The organism is Pedobacter sp. CFBP9032 (genome assembly GCF_034045265.1).
Classification (GTDB): Bacteria; Bacteroidota; Bacteroidia; order Sphingobacteriales; family Sphingobacteriaceae; genus Pedobacter.
Map to the genome: position 1 here is coordinate 137,076 of NZ_JAXCWE010000012.1, position 19,303 is coordinate 156,378.

21 protein-coding genes and 1 pseudogene are annotated in these 19,303 nt (G+C 39.5%); 17 read left to right on the forward strand and 5 right to left on the reverse strand.

Features of this window, described 5'->3' with window-relative positions:
- Positions 1-9: 9 nt before the first annotated feature.
- Positions 10-375, reverse strand: a complete 366-nt coding sequence (locus tag SOM16_RS19340; RefSeq protein WP_320465642.1) for a chorismate mutase — start codon at positions 373-375, stop codon at positions 10-12.
- Between the two features lie 731 nt (positions 376-1,106).
- Here SOM16_RS19340 and SOM16_RS19345 point away from each other — a divergent pair.
- The 6 genes and pseudogenes from SOM16_RS19345 (at position 1,107) to SOM16_RS19370 (ending at position 6,003) form a co-directional block, all read left to right on the forward strand.
- A complete protein-coding gene (locus tag SOM16_RS19345) occupies positions 1,107-1,550 on the forward strand; it encodes an RHS repeat-associated core domain-containing protein (protein ID WP_320465643.1) in 444 nt (147 codons plus the stop codon).
- Positions 1,484-2,056, forward strand: coding sequence for a hypothetical protein (locus tag SOM16_RS19350; protein ID WP_320465644.1), 573 nt, complete (start codon positions 1,484-1,486; stop codon positions 2,054-2,056). The genes SOM16_RS19345 and SOM16_RS19350 overlap by 67 nt, the downstream gene beginning before the upstream one ends.
- A 3-nt stretch (positions 2,057-2,059) precedes the next feature.
- A complete protein-coding gene (locus SOM16_RS19355) occupies positions 2,060-2,722 on the forward strand; it encodes a hypothetical protein (protein WP_320465645.1) in 663 nt (220 codons plus the stop codon).
- 524 nt (positions 2,723-3,246) lie between these two features.
- Positions 3,247-3,477, forward strand: a complete 231-nt coding sequence (locus SOM16_RS23270) for an RHS repeat-associated core domain-containing protein (RefSeq protein ID WP_414692276.1) — start codon at positions 3,247-3,249, stop codon at positions 3,475-3,477.
- 1,355 nt (positions 3,478-4,832) lie between these two features.
- A pseudogene (locus SOM16_RS23275) lies at positions 4,833-5,687 on the forward strand (RHS repeat-associated core domain-containing protein); the annotation flags it as partial.
- A gap of 19 nt (positions 5,688-5,706) precedes the next feature.
- The gene (locus tag SOM16_RS19370) at positions 5,707-6,003 is read left to right on the forward strand and encodes a hypothetical protein (protein WP_320465646.1); all 297 of its coding nucleotides are present in this window, start codon (positions 5,707-5,709) and stop codon (positions 6,001-6,003) included.
- A gap of 113 nt (positions 6,004-6,116) precedes the next feature.
- On the opposite strand, the gene SOM16_RS19375 is transcribed toward SOM16_RS19370, so the two are convergent.
- Entirely contained in the window at positions 6,117-6,434 is a 318-nt protein-coding gene (locus SOM16_RS19375; protein WP_320465647.1) for a hypothetical protein, read from the reverse strand.
- Positions 6,435-6,627: 193 nt separating this feature from the next.
- On the opposite strand from SOM16_RS19375, the gene SOM16_RS19380 reads away from it, so the two are divergent.
- The 5 genes from SOM16_RS19380 (at position 6,628) to SOM16_RS19400 (ending at position 11,397) form a co-directional block, all read left to right on the forward strand.
- On the forward strand, positions 6,628-7,134 hold the full coding sequence (locus SOM16_RS19380) for a hypothetical protein (protein ID WP_320465648.1): 507 nt from the start codon (positions 6,628-6,630) through the stop codon (positions 7,132-7,134).
- A gap of 118 nt (positions 7,135-7,252) precedes the next feature.
- Positions 7,253-8,005, forward strand: coding sequence for an RHS repeat-associated core domain-containing protein (locus tag SOM16_RS19385; RefSeq protein WP_414692277.1), 753 nt, complete (start codon positions 7,253-7,255; stop codon positions 8,003-8,005).
- Positions 8,006-8,039: 34 nt separating this feature from the next.
- Positions 8,040-8,267: a DUF7336 domain-containing protein gene (locus SOM16_RS19390; protein WP_320465649.1), complete on the forward strand. Its 228-nt coding sequence runs from the start codon at positions 8,040-8,042 to the stop codon at positions 8,265-8,267.
- A gap of 476 nt (positions 8,268-8,743) precedes the next feature.
- Positions 8,744-10,600 carry an RHS repeat-associated core domain-containing protein gene (locus SOM16_RS19395; RefSeq protein ID WP_320465650.1) on the forward strand — a complete coding sequence of 619 codons (1,857 nt, stop codon included), beginning with the start codon at positions 8,744-8,746 and terminating at the stop codon, positions 10,598-10,600.
- 89 nt (positions 10,601-10,689) lie between these two features.
- Positions 10,690-11,397: a hypothetical protein gene (locus SOM16_RS19400; protein ID WP_320465651.1), complete on the forward strand. Its 708-nt coding sequence runs from the start codon at positions 10,690-10,692 to the stop codon at positions 11,395-11,397.
- A gap of 661 nt (positions 11,398-12,058) precedes the next feature.
- Here SOM16_RS19400 and SOM16_RS23280 read toward each other — a convergent pair.
- Positions 12,059-12,211, reverse strand: coding sequence for a helix-turn-helix domain-containing protein (locus SOM16_RS23280; RefSeq protein WP_414692279.1), 153 nt, complete (start codon positions 12,209-12,211; stop codon positions 12,059-12,061).
- A gap of 377 nt (positions 12,212-12,588) precedes the next feature.
- Between SOM16_RS23280 and SOM16_RS19405 the strand changes: the two genes are divergently transcribed.
- A complete protein-coding gene (locus SOM16_RS19405) occupies positions 12,589-13,497 on the forward strand; it encodes an NmrA family NAD(P)-binding protein (RefSeq protein ID WP_320465652.1) in 909 nt (302 codons plus the stop codon).
- A 120-nt stretch (positions 13,498-13,617) separates the two neighbouring features.
- A complete protein-coding gene (locus SOM16_RS19410) occupies positions 13,618-14,418 on the forward strand; it encodes a helix-turn-helix transcriptional regulator (RefSeq protein WP_320465653.1) in 801 nt (266 codons plus the stop codon).
- Positions 14,419-14,511: 93 nt separating this feature from the next.
- Here the strand turns inward: SOM16_RS19410 and SOM16_RS19415 are convergent, their stop codons facing one another.
- On the reverse strand, positions 14,512-14,721 hold the full coding sequence (locus tag SOM16_RS19415; protein ID WP_320465654.1) for a hypothetical protein: 210 nt from the start codon (positions 14,719-14,721) through the stop codon (positions 14,512-14,514).
- A 148-nt stretch (positions 14,722-14,869) separates the two neighbouring features.
- Here SOM16_RS19415 and SOM16_RS19420 point away from each other — a divergent pair, with 148 nt between their 5' ends.
- Together SOM16_RS19420 and SOM16_RS19425 are read left to right on the forward strand one after the other, a co-directional pair.
- Positions 14,870-15,508 carry an MgtC/SapB family protein gene (locus SOM16_RS19420; protein WP_320465655.1) on the forward strand — a complete coding sequence of 213 codons (639 nt, stop codon included), beginning with the start codon at positions 14,870-14,872 and terminating at the stop codon, positions 15,506-15,508.
- A gap of 23 nt (positions 15,509-15,531) precedes the next feature.
- Complete coding sequence (locus tag SOM16_RS19425) at positions 15,532-16,359, forward strand: MBL fold metallo-hydrolase (RefSeq protein ID WP_320465656.1); 828 nt, start codon at positions 15,532-15,534, stop codon at positions 16,357-16,359.
- Positions 16,360-16,422: 63 nt separating this feature from the next.
- On the opposite strand, the gene SOM16_RS19430 is transcribed toward SOM16_RS19425, so the two are convergent.
- Positions 16,423-16,671: a hypothetical protein gene (locus tag SOM16_RS19430; RefSeq protein WP_320465657.1), complete on the reverse strand. Its 249-nt coding sequence runs from the start codon at positions 16,669-16,671 to the stop codon at positions 16,423-16,425.
- Between the two features lie 372 nt (positions 16,672-17,043).
- On the opposite strand from SOM16_RS19430, the gene SOM16_RS19435 reads away from it, so the two are divergent.
- Together SOM16_RS19435 and SOM16_RS19440 are read left to right on the forward strand one after the other, a co-directional pair.
- The gene (locus tag SOM16_RS19435; protein WP_320465658.1) at positions 17,044-18,093 is read left to right on the forward strand and encodes a glycoside hydrolase family 43 protein; all 1,050 of its coding nucleotides are present in this window, start codon (positions 17,044-17,046) and stop codon (positions 18,091-18,093) included.
- Between the two features lie 45 nt (positions 18,094-18,138).
- Positions 18,139-19,212, forward strand: coding sequence for a cellulase family glycosylhydrolase (locus SOM16_RS19440; RefSeq protein ID WP_320465659.1), 1,074 nt, complete (start codon positions 18,139-18,141; stop codon positions 19,210-19,212).
- Positions 19,213-19,303 lie beyond the last annotated feature (91 nt).

Below are 19,303 nucleotides of genomic sequence, written 5' to 3' on the forward strand. Positions count from 1 at the left end.
AGAATTCGGTTATGGATTTAGGGCTTTTATATCTTCTTCCATTTTCAAGCTTTCTTTATGGATAGCGTTAAAAACTTCAGTTATAAAATCTTGAGATAAGCCTTGTTTTTTACCTGTCGCTATGTTTTTTTGAAGCACTTGCTGGAAACGGGCAGGCTGTAAAGGCGGAATATGATTCTTCGCTTTGTAGATACCAATCTCTTTTACAATGAGCTCACGTTTAGCGAGTAAATCAATCAATTGCTTATCCAGCGAATCGATTTTTTTTCGGTTGCTTTCTAAGGGATTTGCAGGTTGGCTTGATTGTGCAAAAACACGGATATTGCTGATTAAAACCAGCGTAATCGCAAGGAATAAACATTTGTTAAGTTTCATATTCAGTTAAACGTAAAAAGAACAAAAATTAATATTCGGTAATAAGGTTTTATTATTTCGTATTAAAAAAAAAGTTTAAAATATAAAAGTTTAAGCTTCAAAATAACCTATAAAAATCCTTTGTTGATCTACTTATCCGGCAGTCAGGTCGATTACATAAATCTTTATATTCAAAAAACAATAATTTTAAGTAATTACTTCCAATTCTCTAATTAAATCATCCAAAAATTGAGTGTTCCTTCCTATAAGTGTCCGAAATGCAAAAATCCTGAAACCTATAGGGTAAGAAGAGGATTTGTGTTTAGCAGAGTATTAACATTTATAACCGTAAAGCGGTTTAAATGTTACCGTTGTTTCCATAAGTTTTACATTTTTTAGTATAAGTTAATTTTTTGTAAAATTAAACCGATTGTTCACGATGATCGGTTTTTTTTGTGGCTGATTGGTAGGCCATACTTCATTAGGGACTTTTCTTCCCACATTACCAGCTCGTAATTTTGTCTGGTCAGTCGCGCTTTAACCAGGTTAAATAATCTCTTTTCGAGTGGGTTTAGCGGTGAGTCTTATTCAAGCTTAATGGGTTTCTGTTCCATAGAATGGAAATGTGATTGATATTGTTCTTACCGCGGATGGTCTGGCACAGAACAAGGGCGGCACCTATAGCATTACAATCTTTATGATCATCTTGAAAATGTGCGTTATACTTTCGATATTTACAATGGTGCTGTGCGGTGGCTACAGCAAGACGATTATTACACATCTGGCTGAGAAAAGCCAGTGTGGGTGCTACGAACAAATATTTGTACAATGGTAAGGAGTTGCAGGAGGAATTTGGGTATTACGATTACGGCGCAAGGTTCTATGATCCGGTGATTGGTAGGTGGAATAAAAACGATAATAAAGCTGAACTGTATTTTGCAACCTCTCCCTATGTTTATGCGCTTAATCAACCTACTAATGCAATAGACCCTGATGGTAATCTAGTTATTTTCATTAATGGTAATCATTTTGGTGAAAAAGTCGAAATTACTGGAGTACTCCAGCTAATAAAATGCCTAATTCTCCAAATGCAAGTGGGTATGCGAATTATAGCTTTGCCGATGCTGTCATGGCTCAACTACATGATTACCGCGATAGATATTACGATGGGTCAGGTGGTGGATGGCATCCATTAACTAACTTTAATAAGTCATCTACAGCAAGTGGGAGGATTGATTTAGGTAGAAAAAAAGGTAGAGAAGACGCAGCTAACATAATATCCAATTTGGCAAGAGATAAAAATAACAACATTGTCGAAACTATAAAGATCATAACTCATAGCATGGGCGGAGCATATGGTAACGGATTTGTCCAAGGCCTAAAAGATTATATAAAAACTCTTCCGATTGAACAACAAAAACAAATTAAAATTACCTTAGTGGCCGATTTTGATCCTTATGGAGCGGGAGATATAATCGCTGATCCAGATATTAAAACACTACAATTTAAACATAAAAATGATTTGAATATATTTGGAATGGGTTGGCTGGCTAATGAAAATGAGAGTGGACTTTCTAAAGAAAATATAAGAACAAATACCGGAACAAGTACAGACCATTCTATATTTACTTTCTTTAACGATATTAGTTCTTTATCTGAAGGAACGTATAAATGGAATGGTAGTAAATGGGAAAAACAATAAGTGATGAAAAAAATAATATTAACCATTATTCTTTTTGGCTCTATTTTCTCAGTCTATTGGTATTTTAAAAATGTTAATGGATGGATGGACTTTCAAAAAAAAAAAAGTACCCCAAGAGAATTTCTAAATCATAGTTCGATAAAAAAAGAATATTACCTAAGAGATAAAATAGAATTAAAAAGACAATTTAAATTACTTTTATTGAAAAGAGAAGGCTTTTTTGATAATTCAGCATACTCTGATTCAATGGATTTAATCATAGACAGTATTCTCTATAGCTCCGATTTTAACAAGATGGCAGTATTTGTTATAGTGAAAAATCTCACAAAATGGCAATTAGTTCCAGATAATGAAAATACCTGGTATTATGACGCAACAAGTTATTTGGGTATTCGTCAAGGGAATACAATAAGCCTAACATGGAAAGGACCGGTGTTTACCAATTCCTCCAGCGAAAGCGATATATCAGTGGACATTAGAGAGGCTTGCTTTAATAATTTTGTTACTAAAGATACAACAGATATTTACGAATATAATTTAAATGACATACGCTTTTGGAGTAGTTCAATTTGGAAAGAAATAGAATATGAAAAGATTAAGAAGCAAAGATTCGAGGAAGAGAAAAGAAGACATCCTGAAAATATCTATCAGTCCAAGGTTCAGTAAAATAACCTCTTACTGGCCTTAGCGTCTCGCTAAAAGCAAAATGTAAGTTACATAACAAAGCCCCCGCTGTTCCATCGTGTTTAGTTGGTTCGCTGGTGCCAGCCTGTGGCTGGTACCAAAATAGATAGACTATTACCAAAGCGTTCTGCAAGCAATTCATCTTCTTCTTCACTCAAGGCCAAACCCCGATTACCTTTTTAAGCTACCGTCCTAAGTTCATCAAGAGCAAAGAATAATATCGTGTTGATTTTGGGCTGGTTGTACGGGCTATCGGTAAAGAGATTACGATGAATGAAACAATCGCCTATGATGTGCTGGGTAATATCAACAGGGCTACGTTTTACAAAAACCCAAATTCAATCAATTGGAAGTATTGCAGCGGGATCATGATTGATAGTTGCTTATATTTTTATCGGTATTCATGAGCTCGGCAAAGCCTCGGTTATTATGCATTTGGTTTAAGAAAAAACACACAATTCGGAAATAACAAATATCTTTATAACGGTAAGGAGTTGCAGTAGTAATTGGGGCAGTATGATTACGGCGCAAGGTTCTATGACCCAGTTATTGGAAGATGGCACGTGGTGGATCCGAAAGCTAAGATAGGTAGAAGGTGGTCACCTTATACCTATGCGTCCAATAACCCAATTAGGTTTATAGACCCTGATGGTATGGAGTTAAATGATTGGGTAAAGAAAGGCAATACCTGGAATGGGATTAAAATATTGCCACTGCTGAACAGGCTAAAATCGTAGGTTATGACGATTATAGAGCCCAAGGCTCGGTTGTAGATAATATAAAACTCGGTAAGGATGGAGAAGTTTGTAGTATATATTAGGTGAAAGCTGCTCTGACGTACATAATGTTACAGCGGATAATTCAACTAAAGATGCTATAAATTGGGTGGCAACTGGATTGATGACTGCTGGGGCCGGTTTGGAGGCTGTAGGAGAAAGCCGTGTGATATCTTTAGTTTAATTTAATAAATATTCACAGATAATTGAGGATATTCAAGATAAAGTTTAAACAACGGAGTAAACTTTGTCCAATCAATTATTAGAGCAAAAACGAGAGGAAGGTAAACATAATGGAAGTATTTAGAGTGAATTTTATAAGCCATGTTAAAAGTGGATGGTTAATAATTTTATGCGTAATAATCAGTTCAATTTTTCCTTATGGGTTATCAGTAATAAAGCATATAAATATTAATTCTGTACTTTGGATAGGGCCATTCATGTTTCTTGTTATGGGGTTGCCAGCGATCGTAGTTCATGCAAATTATTACATTGTCAATCGTGGAGACATATTTCAGTATTTTTATCAGAAGAAAGAGATTACTTTTACACACAAAGGAAAGTCATTAACCTTTACTCTGGATGATATTGATTATGTTAAATGCTATTTGTCTTATAATCAGGCTGCAAATAGAGTTTTTGTAGGTCCTTGGGAGGGGTATAACCATTCTTATATTCACTTAAAGAATGGCCGGGTACTTACCGTAACAAGTTTATTAGTTCCGAATTTAAGGCTACCAATACAAAGGGATAAAATTTTAATAAAGAAAGGCTTTCTTTGGTTGGCTAAGAGGTATAATAATTGAATACTCCCTATCGTCCTCGTTTTTAACGAAGATGATTTAGAAAAGCGATTTTATCGCTAAATAAAATTATAGCAAGCCCGACAGTAATGTTGGCCTTTGTTATTTTTATAGTAACCCCCGCTGTTCCAGCGCTTGTCTAGTCGGTTCGCTGGTGCCAGCCTGTGGCTGGTACTAAAATAGATAGATTATTACCAAAGCGTTCTGCAAGCAATTCATCTTGTTCTTCACTCTAGGCCAAACCCCGATTACCTTTTCAGCTACCGCCCTAAGTTCATCAAGGGCAAAGAATAATACCCTGTTGATTTTGGGCTGGTTGTACGGGCTATCGGTAAAGGGATCACGATGAATGAAACAATCGCCTAAGATGTGCTGGGTAATATCGACAGGGCTACGTTTTACAAAAACCCAAATTCAATCAATTGGAAGTATTGCAGCGGGATGATTATTGATAGTTGCTTATATTTTTATCGGTATTCATAAGCTCGGCTAGGCCTCGGTTATTATGCTTTTGGTTTGAGAGCAAACACACAATCCGGAAATAATAAATATCTTTATAACGGCAAGGAGTTGCAAGAGGAGCTAGGGCAGTATGACTACGGCGCAAGGTTCTATGATCCAATTATTGGAAGATGGAATGTGGTGGATCCAATGTCTGAAAGTTACCATGCTTATTCACCATACAATTATGCCCTGAATGACCCCATTGGAAAATTGGATCCTAATGGGATGTGGGTGGAGACAGCAGGAGGCTATTCAACAAACAACCCTGATGAAATAGCCGCATTCTTGGGGCAAAATAGGTCTCAGCAAGACAAAGAAGAAGATCCTCCTAAGAAAACAGGCAGAAATGTAGTTAATAAGCCTGGAACTATAATTCGAAAAACTCAGGATGGGTATTCTGTAAGTCAAGTTGAACAAGGGGATGGAGGTACTGGAATGAGCGATATGTTGGAATTCGGTTTTGGATTTACACCCGTTGGTCTTGGTCTAGATTTAGCAAATGCTGTTGAAGGTACAGATCGATCTGGTAATGAATTGTCTTGGGGATGGAGATTAGCTGGAGTAATTCCTTTTGTTTCAGAATTTAAGATGGGAACAAAAATTGCTAAGGTAAGTGGGTGGGTAAAACGGTCAGTATTTGAATCTTTAGATCCAGCTGTTCAAAAGAAAGTAGCAGATGCAATTAAAAAAGAAATTGTTGCGCCAACAGGAAACTCCGGCATCATCAAATTAACAGCAAGTGAGGCAAAAGCAACGGGATACACACACAAAGTTAAAATATTGGGGAAAGGTGGAGATCTAAGAATTTATGGGAATCAAGAAAAAAATGGTCACGTTGTGTTTGATAAGGTTATGGGTCACTAAATAGATATTTGGATAAATAATGAAAATAGAAGCTGATTTTTTTGAAGACCTATATTTGAAAGCAAAGCTTTCTTTCAATGAATGTATTTTGAATCCAGATAATGATTATCTAAAAGATGAGATTGATATCCAAATAGATGAAATTATTCTGGTGGAAGATTTTATACGGTTTCAATTTTTTAAATGTAATATAGACAAGTTTGTAATAGAAGTAAAGCTTCAATTGATTTCACAAGATAACCGTTTAATAGGAAGGTATTTGTACTATGAAGACGAAAAAAACACACCGTTAGACGATAGCCTCATATTTGAATAACTTCGCATAGCCCCCGCTGTTGTAGCGTGTGTTTTGCTAACGCACGCCTGTGGCGTGTGAGAATAAATAAAATTAGTGGCAAAGCCCGGCAGTTTAAAAACTGTTGGGCTTTGTCATTTCTGTAGGAGTCCAACTTTAAGCAATCTGGCTTTTATAGCGCCATAAGTCCTGGAGTGTAGTTTAGCGAGCTGAGTAATCTTAATGCTTTCGTTAAAGCGTTTTGCAAGCAATTCATCTTCTTCCTCACTCCATGCTAAACCCTGGTTGCCTTTTTCGGCTAGGGCTTCGAGTTGGCTAATGGCAAAGAAAAGCGTCCTGATGATTTCGGACTGGTTGTATGGGCTGTCTGCAGGGAACACTTCACCTGTTATGGGGTCGGTGCCGGCGGCCAGGGCCTGGAGAACCTCCAGGTGTTGGTTATTATCCTGCATAAGCTTTTTTTGCCTTGAAGTCCCAAATAGATAGATTATTACCAAAGCGTTCTGCAAGCAATTCATCTTCTTCTTCATTCTGGGCCAAACCCCGATTACCTTTTTAAGCTACCGCCCTAAGTTCATCAAGAGGAAAGAATAATACCCTGTTGATTTCTAGCTGGTTGTATGAGCTATCGGTAAAGGGACCACGATGAATGAGACAATTGCTTATGATGTGCTTGGTAATATCGACAGGTTCCAGAGGGATAATGGTACGGATAATAAGTACCACTGCCATGGTAGCCAGTTATGGTTTGCTGCGGAGGTAACCAATGGCTATGAATATGACCGGAATGGTAACGCAATAATTGATGGTAGAACCGGATTCCATTTTGATTATAATGTACTTAACCTTCCGCAACAGGTTAGAGATGCGAACGACCAGAACCTGGTTGCTGGCTATACCTACGATGCCACGGGTAATAAACTTAAGAAAATAACACCCGCGGGAACCATCAATTATATCAATGGAATCCAATATAAAACGGATAATAGTATTGATTTCATCCAGACAGAAGAGGGGCTGGCCAGTAACAATGGTAGCGGCAGTTATAGTTATGAGTATAACCATTCAGATCATTTGGGAAATGTGCGGCCCACGTTTTATAAGAATCCTACAATCAACCAACTGGAAGTATTGCAGCGGGATGATTATTGATCGTTGCTTATATTTTTATCGGTATTCATGAGCTCGGCAAAGCCCCGGTTACTATGCTTATGGTTTAAGAAAAAACACACAATTCTGAAATAATAAATATCTTTATAACGGCAAGGAGATGCAGGAGGAATTGGGGCAGCATGATTATGGCGCTAGGTTTTATGATCCGGTTATTGGAAGGTGGAACGTGGTTGACCCGCTGGCGGAAGATTATGATCATGTTTCGCCATATAACTATGGATTGAATAACCCTGTTTTTAATATCGATCCAGACGGTAGAGGGACAATGGGCTTCTACAATGATTATCAATATGGCCAAGATGGAAAATTACAAACGGTTGTCATTAATGATTTGCCAGATAGATTTTATCAAGTGAATAGTACTGGCGGTGTTGATCAGTTGCAATACGGCCAACTTACTACTGATATGAAAATTCAGTATGGAATTAAGAGTGCTGAGTTAGGGATCAATTTAGGAGAGGTATCCATTACGACTACAAAGGCAAATACTTTTCCACTTACTTTGTCTCCACCATCTGGAACAATAGGATTACCTAGAATACCGCCACCACACCCAATATTAGTGTTCCTAGCGGCTTTAATAACAAATAGTGGTATGGATGCTTGGATGCAAGGAAGAAGACCTGGTGAGCTGTATCGGCCAGAAATAGTTCAAACTAAAAAAAGTGATAAGGATAAAGCAAACGATATTCCTTCTTGGGCAGCAGGCCAAAAACCAGAAACTGGAGAGTCAGGGAAAGATTATGCCCAAAGATTAATGGATCAGCAGTATGGATCAGGAAATTGGAGTAATACGGGGCCAGGCAGTGAATATAATAAGCTTAAAAAGAATGTAGACAGAAATAAATAGGCTAAAACACTTTCAATCTTTAAATTAATATATAATGAAAATAAAATTTGTTTACTTATTATGGCATACTCATTACGATGAAAAACTGCTTGCTAGTGAGGATGTCAAATTGATAGGTGTCTATAGTGATGAGAAGAAAGCAATAGAAGCACAATTACGAGCTGAACTATTGGAAGGCTTCAAGGACTCTAAAGAAGGGTTTGAGATTTCTTGTAATAAGATAGACCAAGATGAATGGTCTTCTGGATTTGTAACCGAATAATAAATTTATTTGAACCAATCTAGTCTTAGCGTGTCGCTAAGACTAAATGTAACTTACATAGCAAAGCCCGGCGTTTTATAAGCCAAATCTGGCCTTAGCGTCTCGCTAAGGCCAAAATATAACTCACATAACAAAGCCTGGCAGTTTAAAAGCTTGCTGGGCTTTGTTATTTCTGTACTAATACAAGTTTGATTAGCCTGGCTTTTATTCATCTGTAAGTACGGGAATGGAGTGACAAGTTCTATAATCTTGGAGCCATTACCAAAGCGTTCTGTAAGCCTTGCATCTTCTTGTTCATTCCATGGCATTCTCTGGTTTCCTTTTTCGGTGAGGGCTTTAAGATGCACTATTTTGAAAGATGCTAGTTTAGCTAGATTCTCACAATATATACTAAAAGGTCATTTATCATAAAATATTACTTATTTATAAGATGCATTGGTACAATATAATGCAGCAATCACCTGAACGGTACCGATGTGCTGGACAATACCTATAACTTTAGCGGTGAGCTTACCGCGAGTACACGTACGCATACGGCAGGTAGTTCAACTACAACGATAGCCAACCGTTATGAATACGATCATGTGGGCAGGAAGCTGGCCAGCTTTGAAAATATTAATGATAAGGGGGAAGTAGTGCTTTCGAAACTGGAATTCAATGAACTTGGGCAGCTGAAGAACAAAAGCCAGCACAGCGAGGATAAAATTAACTTCCAGCAGAATACCAGCTTTGCTTATAATGAAAGGGGCTGGATGAAGAGCAGCGTTAACAATCTGTTCAGCATGCAGCTCGATTACAACGAAAATGGTAGTGGTTTGTATAATGGCAACATTGGCAGGCAATCCTGGTCGGCAACTTCTAATCCACTGTCTTCGGGTATTTATATGTCGTACGGTTACGATAAGTTGAATAGGTTGAGCAGTTCTATCGGTACGGGGATTACGATGAATGAGACAATTGCTTATGATGTGCTTGGTAATATCGACAGGTTCCAGCGGGATAATGGTACGGATAATAAGTACCATTACCATGGCAGCCAGTTATGGTTCGCTGCAGAGGTAACCAATGGCTATGAATATGACCGGAATGGAAATGCGGTAATTGATGGGCGTTCGGGATTCCATTTTGATTATAATGTACTCAACCTTCCGCAACAGGTTAGAGATGCGAACAACCAGAACCTGGTTGCTGGCTATACCTACGATGCCACGGGTAATAAACTTAAGAAAATAACACCGGCGGGAACCATCAATTATATTAATGGAATCCAATATAAAACGGATAATAGTATTGATTTCATTCAAACAGAAGAAGGCTTGGCCAGGAATAACGGCAGCGGAAGTTATAGTTACGAGTATAACCTTTCAGATCATTTAGGGAATGTGCGGACAACGTTTTACAAGAATCCTACAACCAACCAACTGGAAGTATTACAGCGAGATGATTATTATGCTTTTGGTTTAAGAAAAAATGCGCAATTCGGAAATAATAAATATCTTTATAACGGCAAGGAGTTGCAAGAGGAGCTAGGGCAGTATGATTATGGGGCGAGGTTCTATGACCCAGTAATTGGGAGATGGAATGTAATTGATCCGATGGCGGAAATGGACAGAAAGACCACCCCATATGCCTATGTGTTCAATAACCCAATGATTTTTACAGATCCTGATGGAATGTTTGGTGACTATTATGGTGCGGACGGCAGTTATATAGGAAATGATGGAAAGGACGATGATAAAGCATATGTAGCTGGGAAAGGTGCCATTATTAAATCTTCTACTTCCAATGGTGTGACAACTACACTTCTAAATCATAGCAAGGTTACAGAACTTGGTGTTAGCAATACAGAATTGATGCAACTTGCATCTACTTCATATGGAGAGTCTGGCACATCAAATGTTAAAGCAGAAGTATTTGGTATTGCCAGTGCCATTATGAACAACATGGAAGCAAGAGGGAGCAATGCGACCATTTCTTCAACAATAAACGGCTTTGCATTGGCCGCAACGGATGGTAATTCAAGAACAGGTCAATTTAATAGTACAAGCGAAGTTGGAAGGAATGGCACATTTATGCAGACAGCTATTGCTGGAGCAATAAATGCGGTGACAGGTGGGCCTGATATTTCAAATGGCGCAACACACTGGGCTGGTTCAGATATAGGATCTAGTGCGGAAAAAAGAGCTACTGGAGGATTATTGTTTACCAAGCCAGACCACGACATGCAGGGCTTGGGAAGTAAAACAGTACGGGGAGCACCTGTTACAACATATTATTACAATAAAAGCGGTAAAGCAACAGGCGTTAGAGGCAACTATTCTTATACGTGGTAAACTAATGGTTATCAAGGAGTTACAACGTTTATGAAGAAAACGAATTCGTTTATTAAAGCCTCCGGAGCACCAAGATATTAAAATTGATTATGAAACAAATAGCTATATATCAAGTATTCATTACTCTTTTTACCTTTTCCTCGTTTGCTAATTCACAAGACACGGAAGGTGCTAGGAAGGCTGCTGTTGTTAAGTCTCATCAAACAAAAAGTATTGATGCGATTTATAGTTCCTTTTCTTTGAGCCATGCCGTCAAGCATAAAAAAATAGTAGGACAGTTCGCTTATGTAGAGTCAAACGAGCTTACGGGTAAATTCTTAGCTAAGTTTATAACTAAAGAAATTGTGCCTTCAATTGATTATGTAAGCTATGCCGGTAGCAAAAAGGATGCTGTTGTTTTGGGCAAACAGACATTTAGCCTTCAGAATAAAATAGATCCTTCTTCCCTGGTTATACATTGGGTTTATAACCAAGATAGGAAATACTTGTGCCTTATTGGGAAAGGTCAATCCGCATCAGGCTCAGGAGTCCAAGTCTCTTATTTTACGCTCTTTGAACTGGGAAAGTCTGCGAAGGCTAGTTCTTGTCAGGAATTTACTAGCCGTTTCGGAAATATAAACAGCCTTGTCAGCTATGATAAGAATGGAAATATAGGGTATTTAAGGATTGTTAATGCAAAGAAGATGGATCAATATCTTTTGACGGTAAACGATATTAAAACTAATAAACAACTAGGTGAGAGAACACTTATGCTCAAGTACGAGTTGAATGACAAGTTTAGCCTACTTTCAAACTGAAATGACTTTAATTGAGTAAATGTTGAAAATCCTAAAAAATATGAAGCCTGGTTCAATTGAGCCAGGCTTTATTGTTTATATACTATGCTGTATATACGTTTAGTTGGATATATAGGTTGGGTAGTTTGTTTTGTGATCTACAAGTTGTGTTTTTGTACGTACATCCCCTCGCTGGCGCACGCGTGTCGCGTGTGGGAAATGAATAAAATTATAGCAAGCCCAGCAGAGATGTCGGGCTTTGCTGTTACTTGGTGAACGCCTTTTTTGTCTTGAAGTTCTGTATGTAGGTATCGATTAAGTTGAACAGGACGAATTGGGTATCTTCATCCATTTTCTGTATGTCGTTGATGCGTTCCACGGTTTCCTTTTGTAGGATGCGATTCTCGCCCGCACCGATGAGGAAATCCACCGTTACCTCGAAAGCCTTGGCGATCTTTGCCCCACTGTTCCATCGCGTGTTTAGTTGGTTCGCTGGTGCCAGCCTGTGGCTGGTACCAAAATAGATAAATTAGAAGCCCATCAATGTAAAAATTGTTGGGCTTTTTTAATGAGCTTACCAGTTTTAGCATCGCGTATAATTGCGTTAGCCAGGAAAAGGAGCTTGTCCTTGATGGAAGGTTCGAGTTCCCATATTTCGTCTATAAGCTTTAGGGTTTGTTTGTCAAAGCCAGTTTTGCTGCCTTCCTCCGGCCAGGTAATTGAGTGAAACTTCGAGTGTATCGGCTATCTTTTTGGCCACATCAACCGACGGCGAGACTTCGTTTCGTTCGTATCTGCCGATAATCTCGCGAAATACATTTGCCTCTTTGGCCAGCTCCGGCTACGAGATCTACTTGGCTTTGCGTATAATGCGGTTATCTTATTTCATCTAGTCATTGCGTTTCGCTAAGGCGATCCATATCTAATGGCAATCCTGGTCGGCAACTTCCAATCTGCTTTCTTCCGGTATTCATATCTTCCGGCCACGGCAGGCTGAACAGCTTAACCGATTCAGTTATTTTAACCCACTACAAAATACTAAACAGTTTAAGTAAATGGAGATTACGGCTTATCCGCTTTCTTATCCTCACTTCAAAGGATAACTTATCATTTAAATACTCCCCAACTCATTTTTTGGCTACAACAAAGATAGATTTGGCTTCATCTGCAGAATTGATTGTTCTGACATTTGACTAACCAAAACATTAGAAAATGAAAATTATAATTACAGGATCCCTGGGTCATATTAGCAAACCCTTAACCAAAGAACTGGTTCGGAAAGGACATTCAGTTACCGTAATCAGTAGCAACCTCGAAAGAAAGCAGGAAATTGAATCAATTGGTGCATCGCCAGCCATTGGCTCACTGCATGATGTTAAATTTTTAACGAAAACTTTCACCGGTGCAGATGCCGTTTACACCATGGTGCCACCCGGAAATTATTTCGATCCAAATCTCGATCTGTTGGCTTATTACCAAGCCCTTGGTCAGAATTATGCCCAGGCCATTCAACATTCAGGCATTAAAAGGGTAGTGAACTTAAGTACAATAGGAGGGAACTTAGCCGAGGGAAATGGTATTTTGCGAGGCGCGCATCAAGTAGAATTGATTTTAAATGCGTTACCCACAGGTATTGCCATTACCCACATGCGCCCAAATTCTTTCTATTATAATTTGCTCAGCTATATCCCGATGATTAAATCAATAGGTGTAATCGCTGCCAATTATGGAGGCGATCATATCATACCATGGGTATCTCCGATTGATATTGCTGCGGCAGTTGCTGAGGAGTTAACCACGCCATTTGAAGGAAGAAAAGCTCGTTCGGTAGCAAGTGAGGATCTCTCAGGAAATGAAACAGCCCGCATTTTAGGCAAAGCCATTGGTCAGCCAGATTTGAAATGGGTACTTATTTCTAATGAAGAAACTTTAAATGGTTTATTAACCGTTGGGATGAATCCGAAAATTGCTGCTGGTTTAGTGGAGATGTATGCAGCACTCCATAGTGGATTATTGGCGCAAGACTATTACCAAAATAAACCCACGGTAATGGGGAAAGTAAAAATGTCAGACTATGCAAAAGAATTTGCAATCGTCTTTAAACAAGAATCGTTAGCTTAGTATATGGCCAATTCCCACTTTCATAGGTTTAAAAAAATTAGCGAATTTCATCAATTCAGAGGCTTACCCAAACCAGAGCATCCGCTTATTAGCGTAATTAATCTCGATGACGTGAAAACTATGCCGAAGGGAGAAAACAGCATTGTGTTTGATTTCTATTCCATTGCCTTGAAGCGAAATTTTAATGGGAAAATGAGGTATGGACAGCAACAGTATGATTTTGATGAAGGCATCATGTTTTTCATTTCACCAGGGCAGCTTTTTCGCATTGAAGTGGAAGAAGAAACGGCTCTAAACCATTCGGGATGGATGTTATTCGTTCATCCCGACTTTTTGTGGAACACCAGCCTGGCCAAAACCATTAAGCAAAACGAATTTTTTGATTACTCGGTACACGAAGCGCTTTTCCTCTCCGAGAAAGAAGAGCATACTATTGCAGCGATTATGCAGAGTATTCTGGAGGAGTACCATTCCAATATCGATAAATTTACCGAAAATGTGATGATCGCCCAGCTGGAATTACTGCTGACCTATTCAAATCGGTTTTATCACCGCCAGTTCCTCACCAGAAAAATATCCAACCACTCTGTTCTTCATCGCCTGGAAAACATCCTTTCCGCTTATTTTGGAGATGACGAGTTGCAAAAGAAGGGGCTGCCTAGTGTTCAGTATATTGCTGAACAGTTAAGCATGTCGCCAAATTATTTAAGCGGTTTATTAAAGGTGCTAACCGGCCAGAGTACACAACAGCATATTCATGATAAATTAATTGAGCTGGCGAAAGAGAAGCTGTCTATTTCTGATATGTCTGTGAGTGAAATCGCTTACCAACTGGGCTTTGAACACCCACAGTCTTTTAATAAGTTATTTAAGCGCTATACAGAAATGAGTCCAAATAACTTTAGAAAGTCTTTTAACTAAAAGCATTCAGTTTAGTATCAGCAAAAGTTCCGAACCAAGGCTCCGCAGGCCTGCGGCAAAATCAGACAGGCAGAAAAAGATTCGCTGGCAAAGCTAGGAATTGCCGGTATCTTCTTCTCCGTTGCGTGGCCCTTTACCCGGTGAAGCACCAATCTGATCTTCCTTCGGTACTGGATCTTTCGCTGCATTTTCGGCAAGCTTTTCCAATTGATCTTCTTCAGATGCACCTGCTCTGATATCTTCGGCAGGTATTCTTACCGTTGTTTTGGTTTTATCCAGTTTGTTTTCTTCGTCTTTATTCATAACCTTTTTCTCTTTAAAACATGGCTAAAGGCAGATGGGTTTAGCCAAATTTTAAATAGTATTCCGTTGAGAAAAGAGATAAGGGAATAAAAACTAAACCTCCACAAATTTCTTTTTGTTTTAGATGAGGTAACAGCCGTTAAACGATATGATGGATTTCACAATACAATCAAGGGATATAGTAGCCATGCTCGTCTGGGTAGCATGCGGAAGTATTATAGGTTTTGAGCGTGAATACCGAAACAAATCCGCTGGTTTCCGAACGATCATACTCATCTGTCTGGGTTCCACCATCTTCACCATTGTTTCCTGGCATGGCGCCGGAACAGACGATCGCATCTCTGCCAACATCATTACAGGTATAGGTTTTATTGGTGCTGGCGTCATCTTTCAGGATCGGATCTCCGTTCGCGGACTTACCACAGCTGCTGTAATCTGGACATCTGCCGCAATTGGCATGACAGCGGGGATCGGCTATCACGCCCTGGCCTTTCTCCTTACCGTGAGCACCCTGATCGTACTCGTGTTAGTGGGCTACGTAGAAAAAATGGTTTCGGGGTTTAAGAAGGAAAAGATGCTTGCCATTACACTTATTGATGGTGAAATTTCAAAACTTTACCAGCTGGAAAAACGCCTGGAAAGTACAGGGATGAAGCCCAGCAGATTGGAAGTAGGCAAAGATAATGGCCGGTTAACTGCAGTTTATTTATTGAATGCTAAGAAAAAAGAGATTGATAAAATTAATATGGTTTTAGCTGAAATGGAAGAAGTAGTCAGCTTTACCTAAGTGCTTTATTTAAACTAACAACGATGGAACAGAGCAAAGACAATAGAATGATTCCGATGACTTCATTTTCAAGCGGGAATGGTCAATCGGTAACTGATGATGTGTATTATTTTACCAACCAGATTGTGAACGTAGTGATGCTGGGGAAGCCGGATGCTGACTGGTTTTTAGTCGACTGTGGGATGCCAAAGTGCGGTGCTGAAATTATTGCAGCGGCAGAGAAACGTTATGGAAAAGATAACCCACCAAAGGCGATTTTTTTAACACACGGGCATTTCGACCACGTGGGCGGCATTGTAGAGATTCTACAAAAATGGGATGTTAGGGTTTATGCGCATCCTTTAGAAATGCCTTTTCTCACCGGACAGCAGGAATATCCGGAACCTGATAGTTCTGTTGAAGGCGGTTTACTGGCGAAACTTTCTTCGCTTTACCCACACGAACCCATAGATATTTCCGGGCACGTATCTCCCTTTCCTGCAGATGGAAGTCTACCTGGCCTTCCCGAATGGCAATGGCTTCACGCACCAGGGCATTCACCAGGGCAGGTTGTTTTCTTTCGTGAGCAGGATAAAATCCTGATCTCTGCCGATGCTTTCATCACCGTTAAGCAAGACTCATTTTATAAAGTGCTTGTTCAAAAGCAAGAAGTACAGGGGCCACCCAGATACCTGACTACCGACTGGCAGGCCGCATGGGAAACAGTTAGGAAACTTAAAGATTTACGTCCGGCAATAGTTATCGCTGGCCATGGCCAATACATGGAGGGTGCCGAATTGCGTTTAGGACTGAAAAAACTGGTGGAGGATTTTGCTACGGTAGCTATACCAGATCACGGGAAATTCGTGTAGTAATATCGTTTCGATTAAAAAAAATCAGCCAAGGTCAGTATAGACGCTTGGCTGATCTGGTAATTAGCCTTCTGTTTGGTCATGGCCTTCCGTTTTTACGACTTTGTTATATAAGCCCAGCAATAGAAAAGGTGCAGCCCATTGGCCTACAAATAAAGCTGTATTTTTCCGCCCTAAACATTTTAAGGTTAAGGATACGCCCATTGATGCCAGGGCACTCCATAAGAAAAGGTCTGAAGGTAATTTAGCGGTCTGTTCTTCAATTGCACGAGCAACTTTGCCCTCTGAATGTTGTTCTTTTTGTGATTCCATGTTTTTCATTTTTAATTAAAAAATAGCTGTCCGATTAATCAGGTCACTTAGATGGTAGAGGTATTGGATTTAAATAACCAGATTATCCTATTAAAAACATGCACAATTGCTTTATAGTTGAGCCCTTGCCCCTGTAATATGCTTTTCAGGTAGCTATCTCCGGTATACAGGTGTTTTTACGGGCTTGATCAAAATAAAAATGCGGAAATTATTAGTGCCTCCAATCAGCAGATGCAGTGTGGTTTTGAAACAAAATAATTACATCTTTTAAAGAAAAATCAATATAACTTCGGATAGGTATCGGTAGCAATAAAGATTAGAAAAGATCAATCGGTACTAACAGCGATATGCGGTAGATAAGATTTCGGAAAAATGAGGAGAAAACTAATTGCGATATTTAAAATGCTACTCACTTGCCTGCTGATGTTTATTGTTCAGGTAAGTTGTGCACAAACTTTCAAGAATCCATTGCTTCCGGCAGGAGCCGATCCCTGGAGCATTTATAAGAATGGGTATTACTATTACACCCATTCTATGCAAAATAAACTGGTAATTTGGAAAACAAAGAACCTGGCAGATTTAAAAACTGCCGAACAGAAAACTATTTTCATTCCGTCAGTAAATACAGCTTATTCTAAAGAACTCTGGGCACCGGAAATCCATTATATCAATCATAAATGGTACGTTTATTTCGCTGCGGATAACGGCGAAAATAAAAATCACCGGATGTATGTGTTGGAAAACGATGCTAAAAATCCGCTCACCGGAAGCTGGGAACTTAAAGGACAAGTTGGAGATGTTACTAACAAATGGGCAATCGACGGATCTGTATTTACTTATCAAAACCAGCTTTATATGGTCTGGGCAGGATGGGAGGGAGACGTTAACCAAAAGCAGGAAATTTTTATTGCAAAAATGAAAAACCCCTGGACCATCGATGGTAAAAGGTATAAAATTTCCACACCACAGTTCGATTGGGAAAAACATGGCGACTTAAATGATCCTGGAAATCCGCCGCATGTTGATGTTAACGAAGGACCTCAGATCCTGATGCACAACAATAGCGTGTTCCTGATTTATTCAGCAAGTGGTTGCTGGACAGATTTTTACGCTTTGGGGATGTTAACTTTAAAAGGCAAAGATTTGTTAAAAGCCAGCTCGTGGGAAAAAAGCACTCAGCCCGTGTTTAAGCAATCTGTAGAAAATGGCGTTTATGCACCTGGTCACAATTCTTTTTTCAAATCTCCCGACGGGAAGGAAGACTGGATTTTATACCATGCCAATTCAGCGCCGGGCCAGGGTTGTGGCAGACAGCGTTCGCCACGGGCACAAAAGTTTAGCTGGAATCCGGATGGTTCACCAAATTTCGGGATTCCGGTTCGCAGCGACCAGGAACTTCCTATTCCATCTCAAAACAAATAGTATTTAATTAAACATCTACTTAATATAAAAAAAACCTAACCAAATATGAGAAAACATTTCAGTTACCTGCTATTTCTACTGCTAAGTATAGCTATGGTTACTCACGCCCAAGAGCGTACACCAGTGGTGGGAAAAGTCTGGTCGATAGACAAGGCCACTACCTGGTACAAACAGTATAAATGGATTAACGGGGCCGATTTTTTGCCGAGCACAGCCATTAATCAGCTGGAAATGTGGCAGGCAGCTACCTTTGATCCGGCTACAATAGATAAGGAACTGGGTTGGGCACAAGGAATTGGTTTCAATACGATGCGGGTTTACCTGCATAGCCTCGCCTGGAAACAAGATCAACAGGGCTTTAAAAAACGAATGGATCAATACCTTACCATTGCCAACAAACACCAGATCAAGACTATTTTTGTGTTTTTTGATGATTGCTGGAATAAGCAAGCCAAACCTGGTAAGCAACCTGAACCACAGATAGGCATTCACAACTCTGGATGGGTACAGGATCCCGGTGATCCGGATTCTAAACAGGAAGCCAATTTTCCTGCCTTAGAGCGCTATGTAAAAGATGTGATGACGCATTTTAAAACCGACAAGCGAATTCTTTTATGGGATTTATACAACGAGCCTGGCAACTCTGGTAAGTTAACTAGTTCCTACCCGCTGTTAAAAAGTGTATTTACCTGGGCCAGAGCGGTTAATCCCGAGCAGCCCATCAGTGCTGGCTTATGGGCATGGGATTATAAAGAGCTAAATGCTTTTCAGGCCTTAAATTCCGATGTGATTACTTACCATGATTATGAAGAACCGCAATGGCATCAACGGGTAATTGACATGCTGCGGTCGCATGGCCGCCCAATGATTTGTACTGAATACATGGCCAGAACAAGGGGAAGCCGTTTTGAGAATGTGATGCCATTGTTGAAGAAGGAAAATATTGGAGCAATTAACTGGGGCCTGGTTGACGGGAAATCGAATACAAAATACGCTTGGGATACCCCACTTAGAAATGGCGAAGAACCGAAAGAATGGTTTCACGAAGTTTTCCGAAAAGACGGAAGTCCTTATAAAAAAGAAGAAGTAGAGTTGATTAAAAAACTGAATGATCAATAGCAAGCTTGTTATTCAGGTGCCAGGAAGTTGTATCATAAATTCGAAATATCAGCTTGAGTAACGATAATTTCTGCTTTTTATAAAACAAATA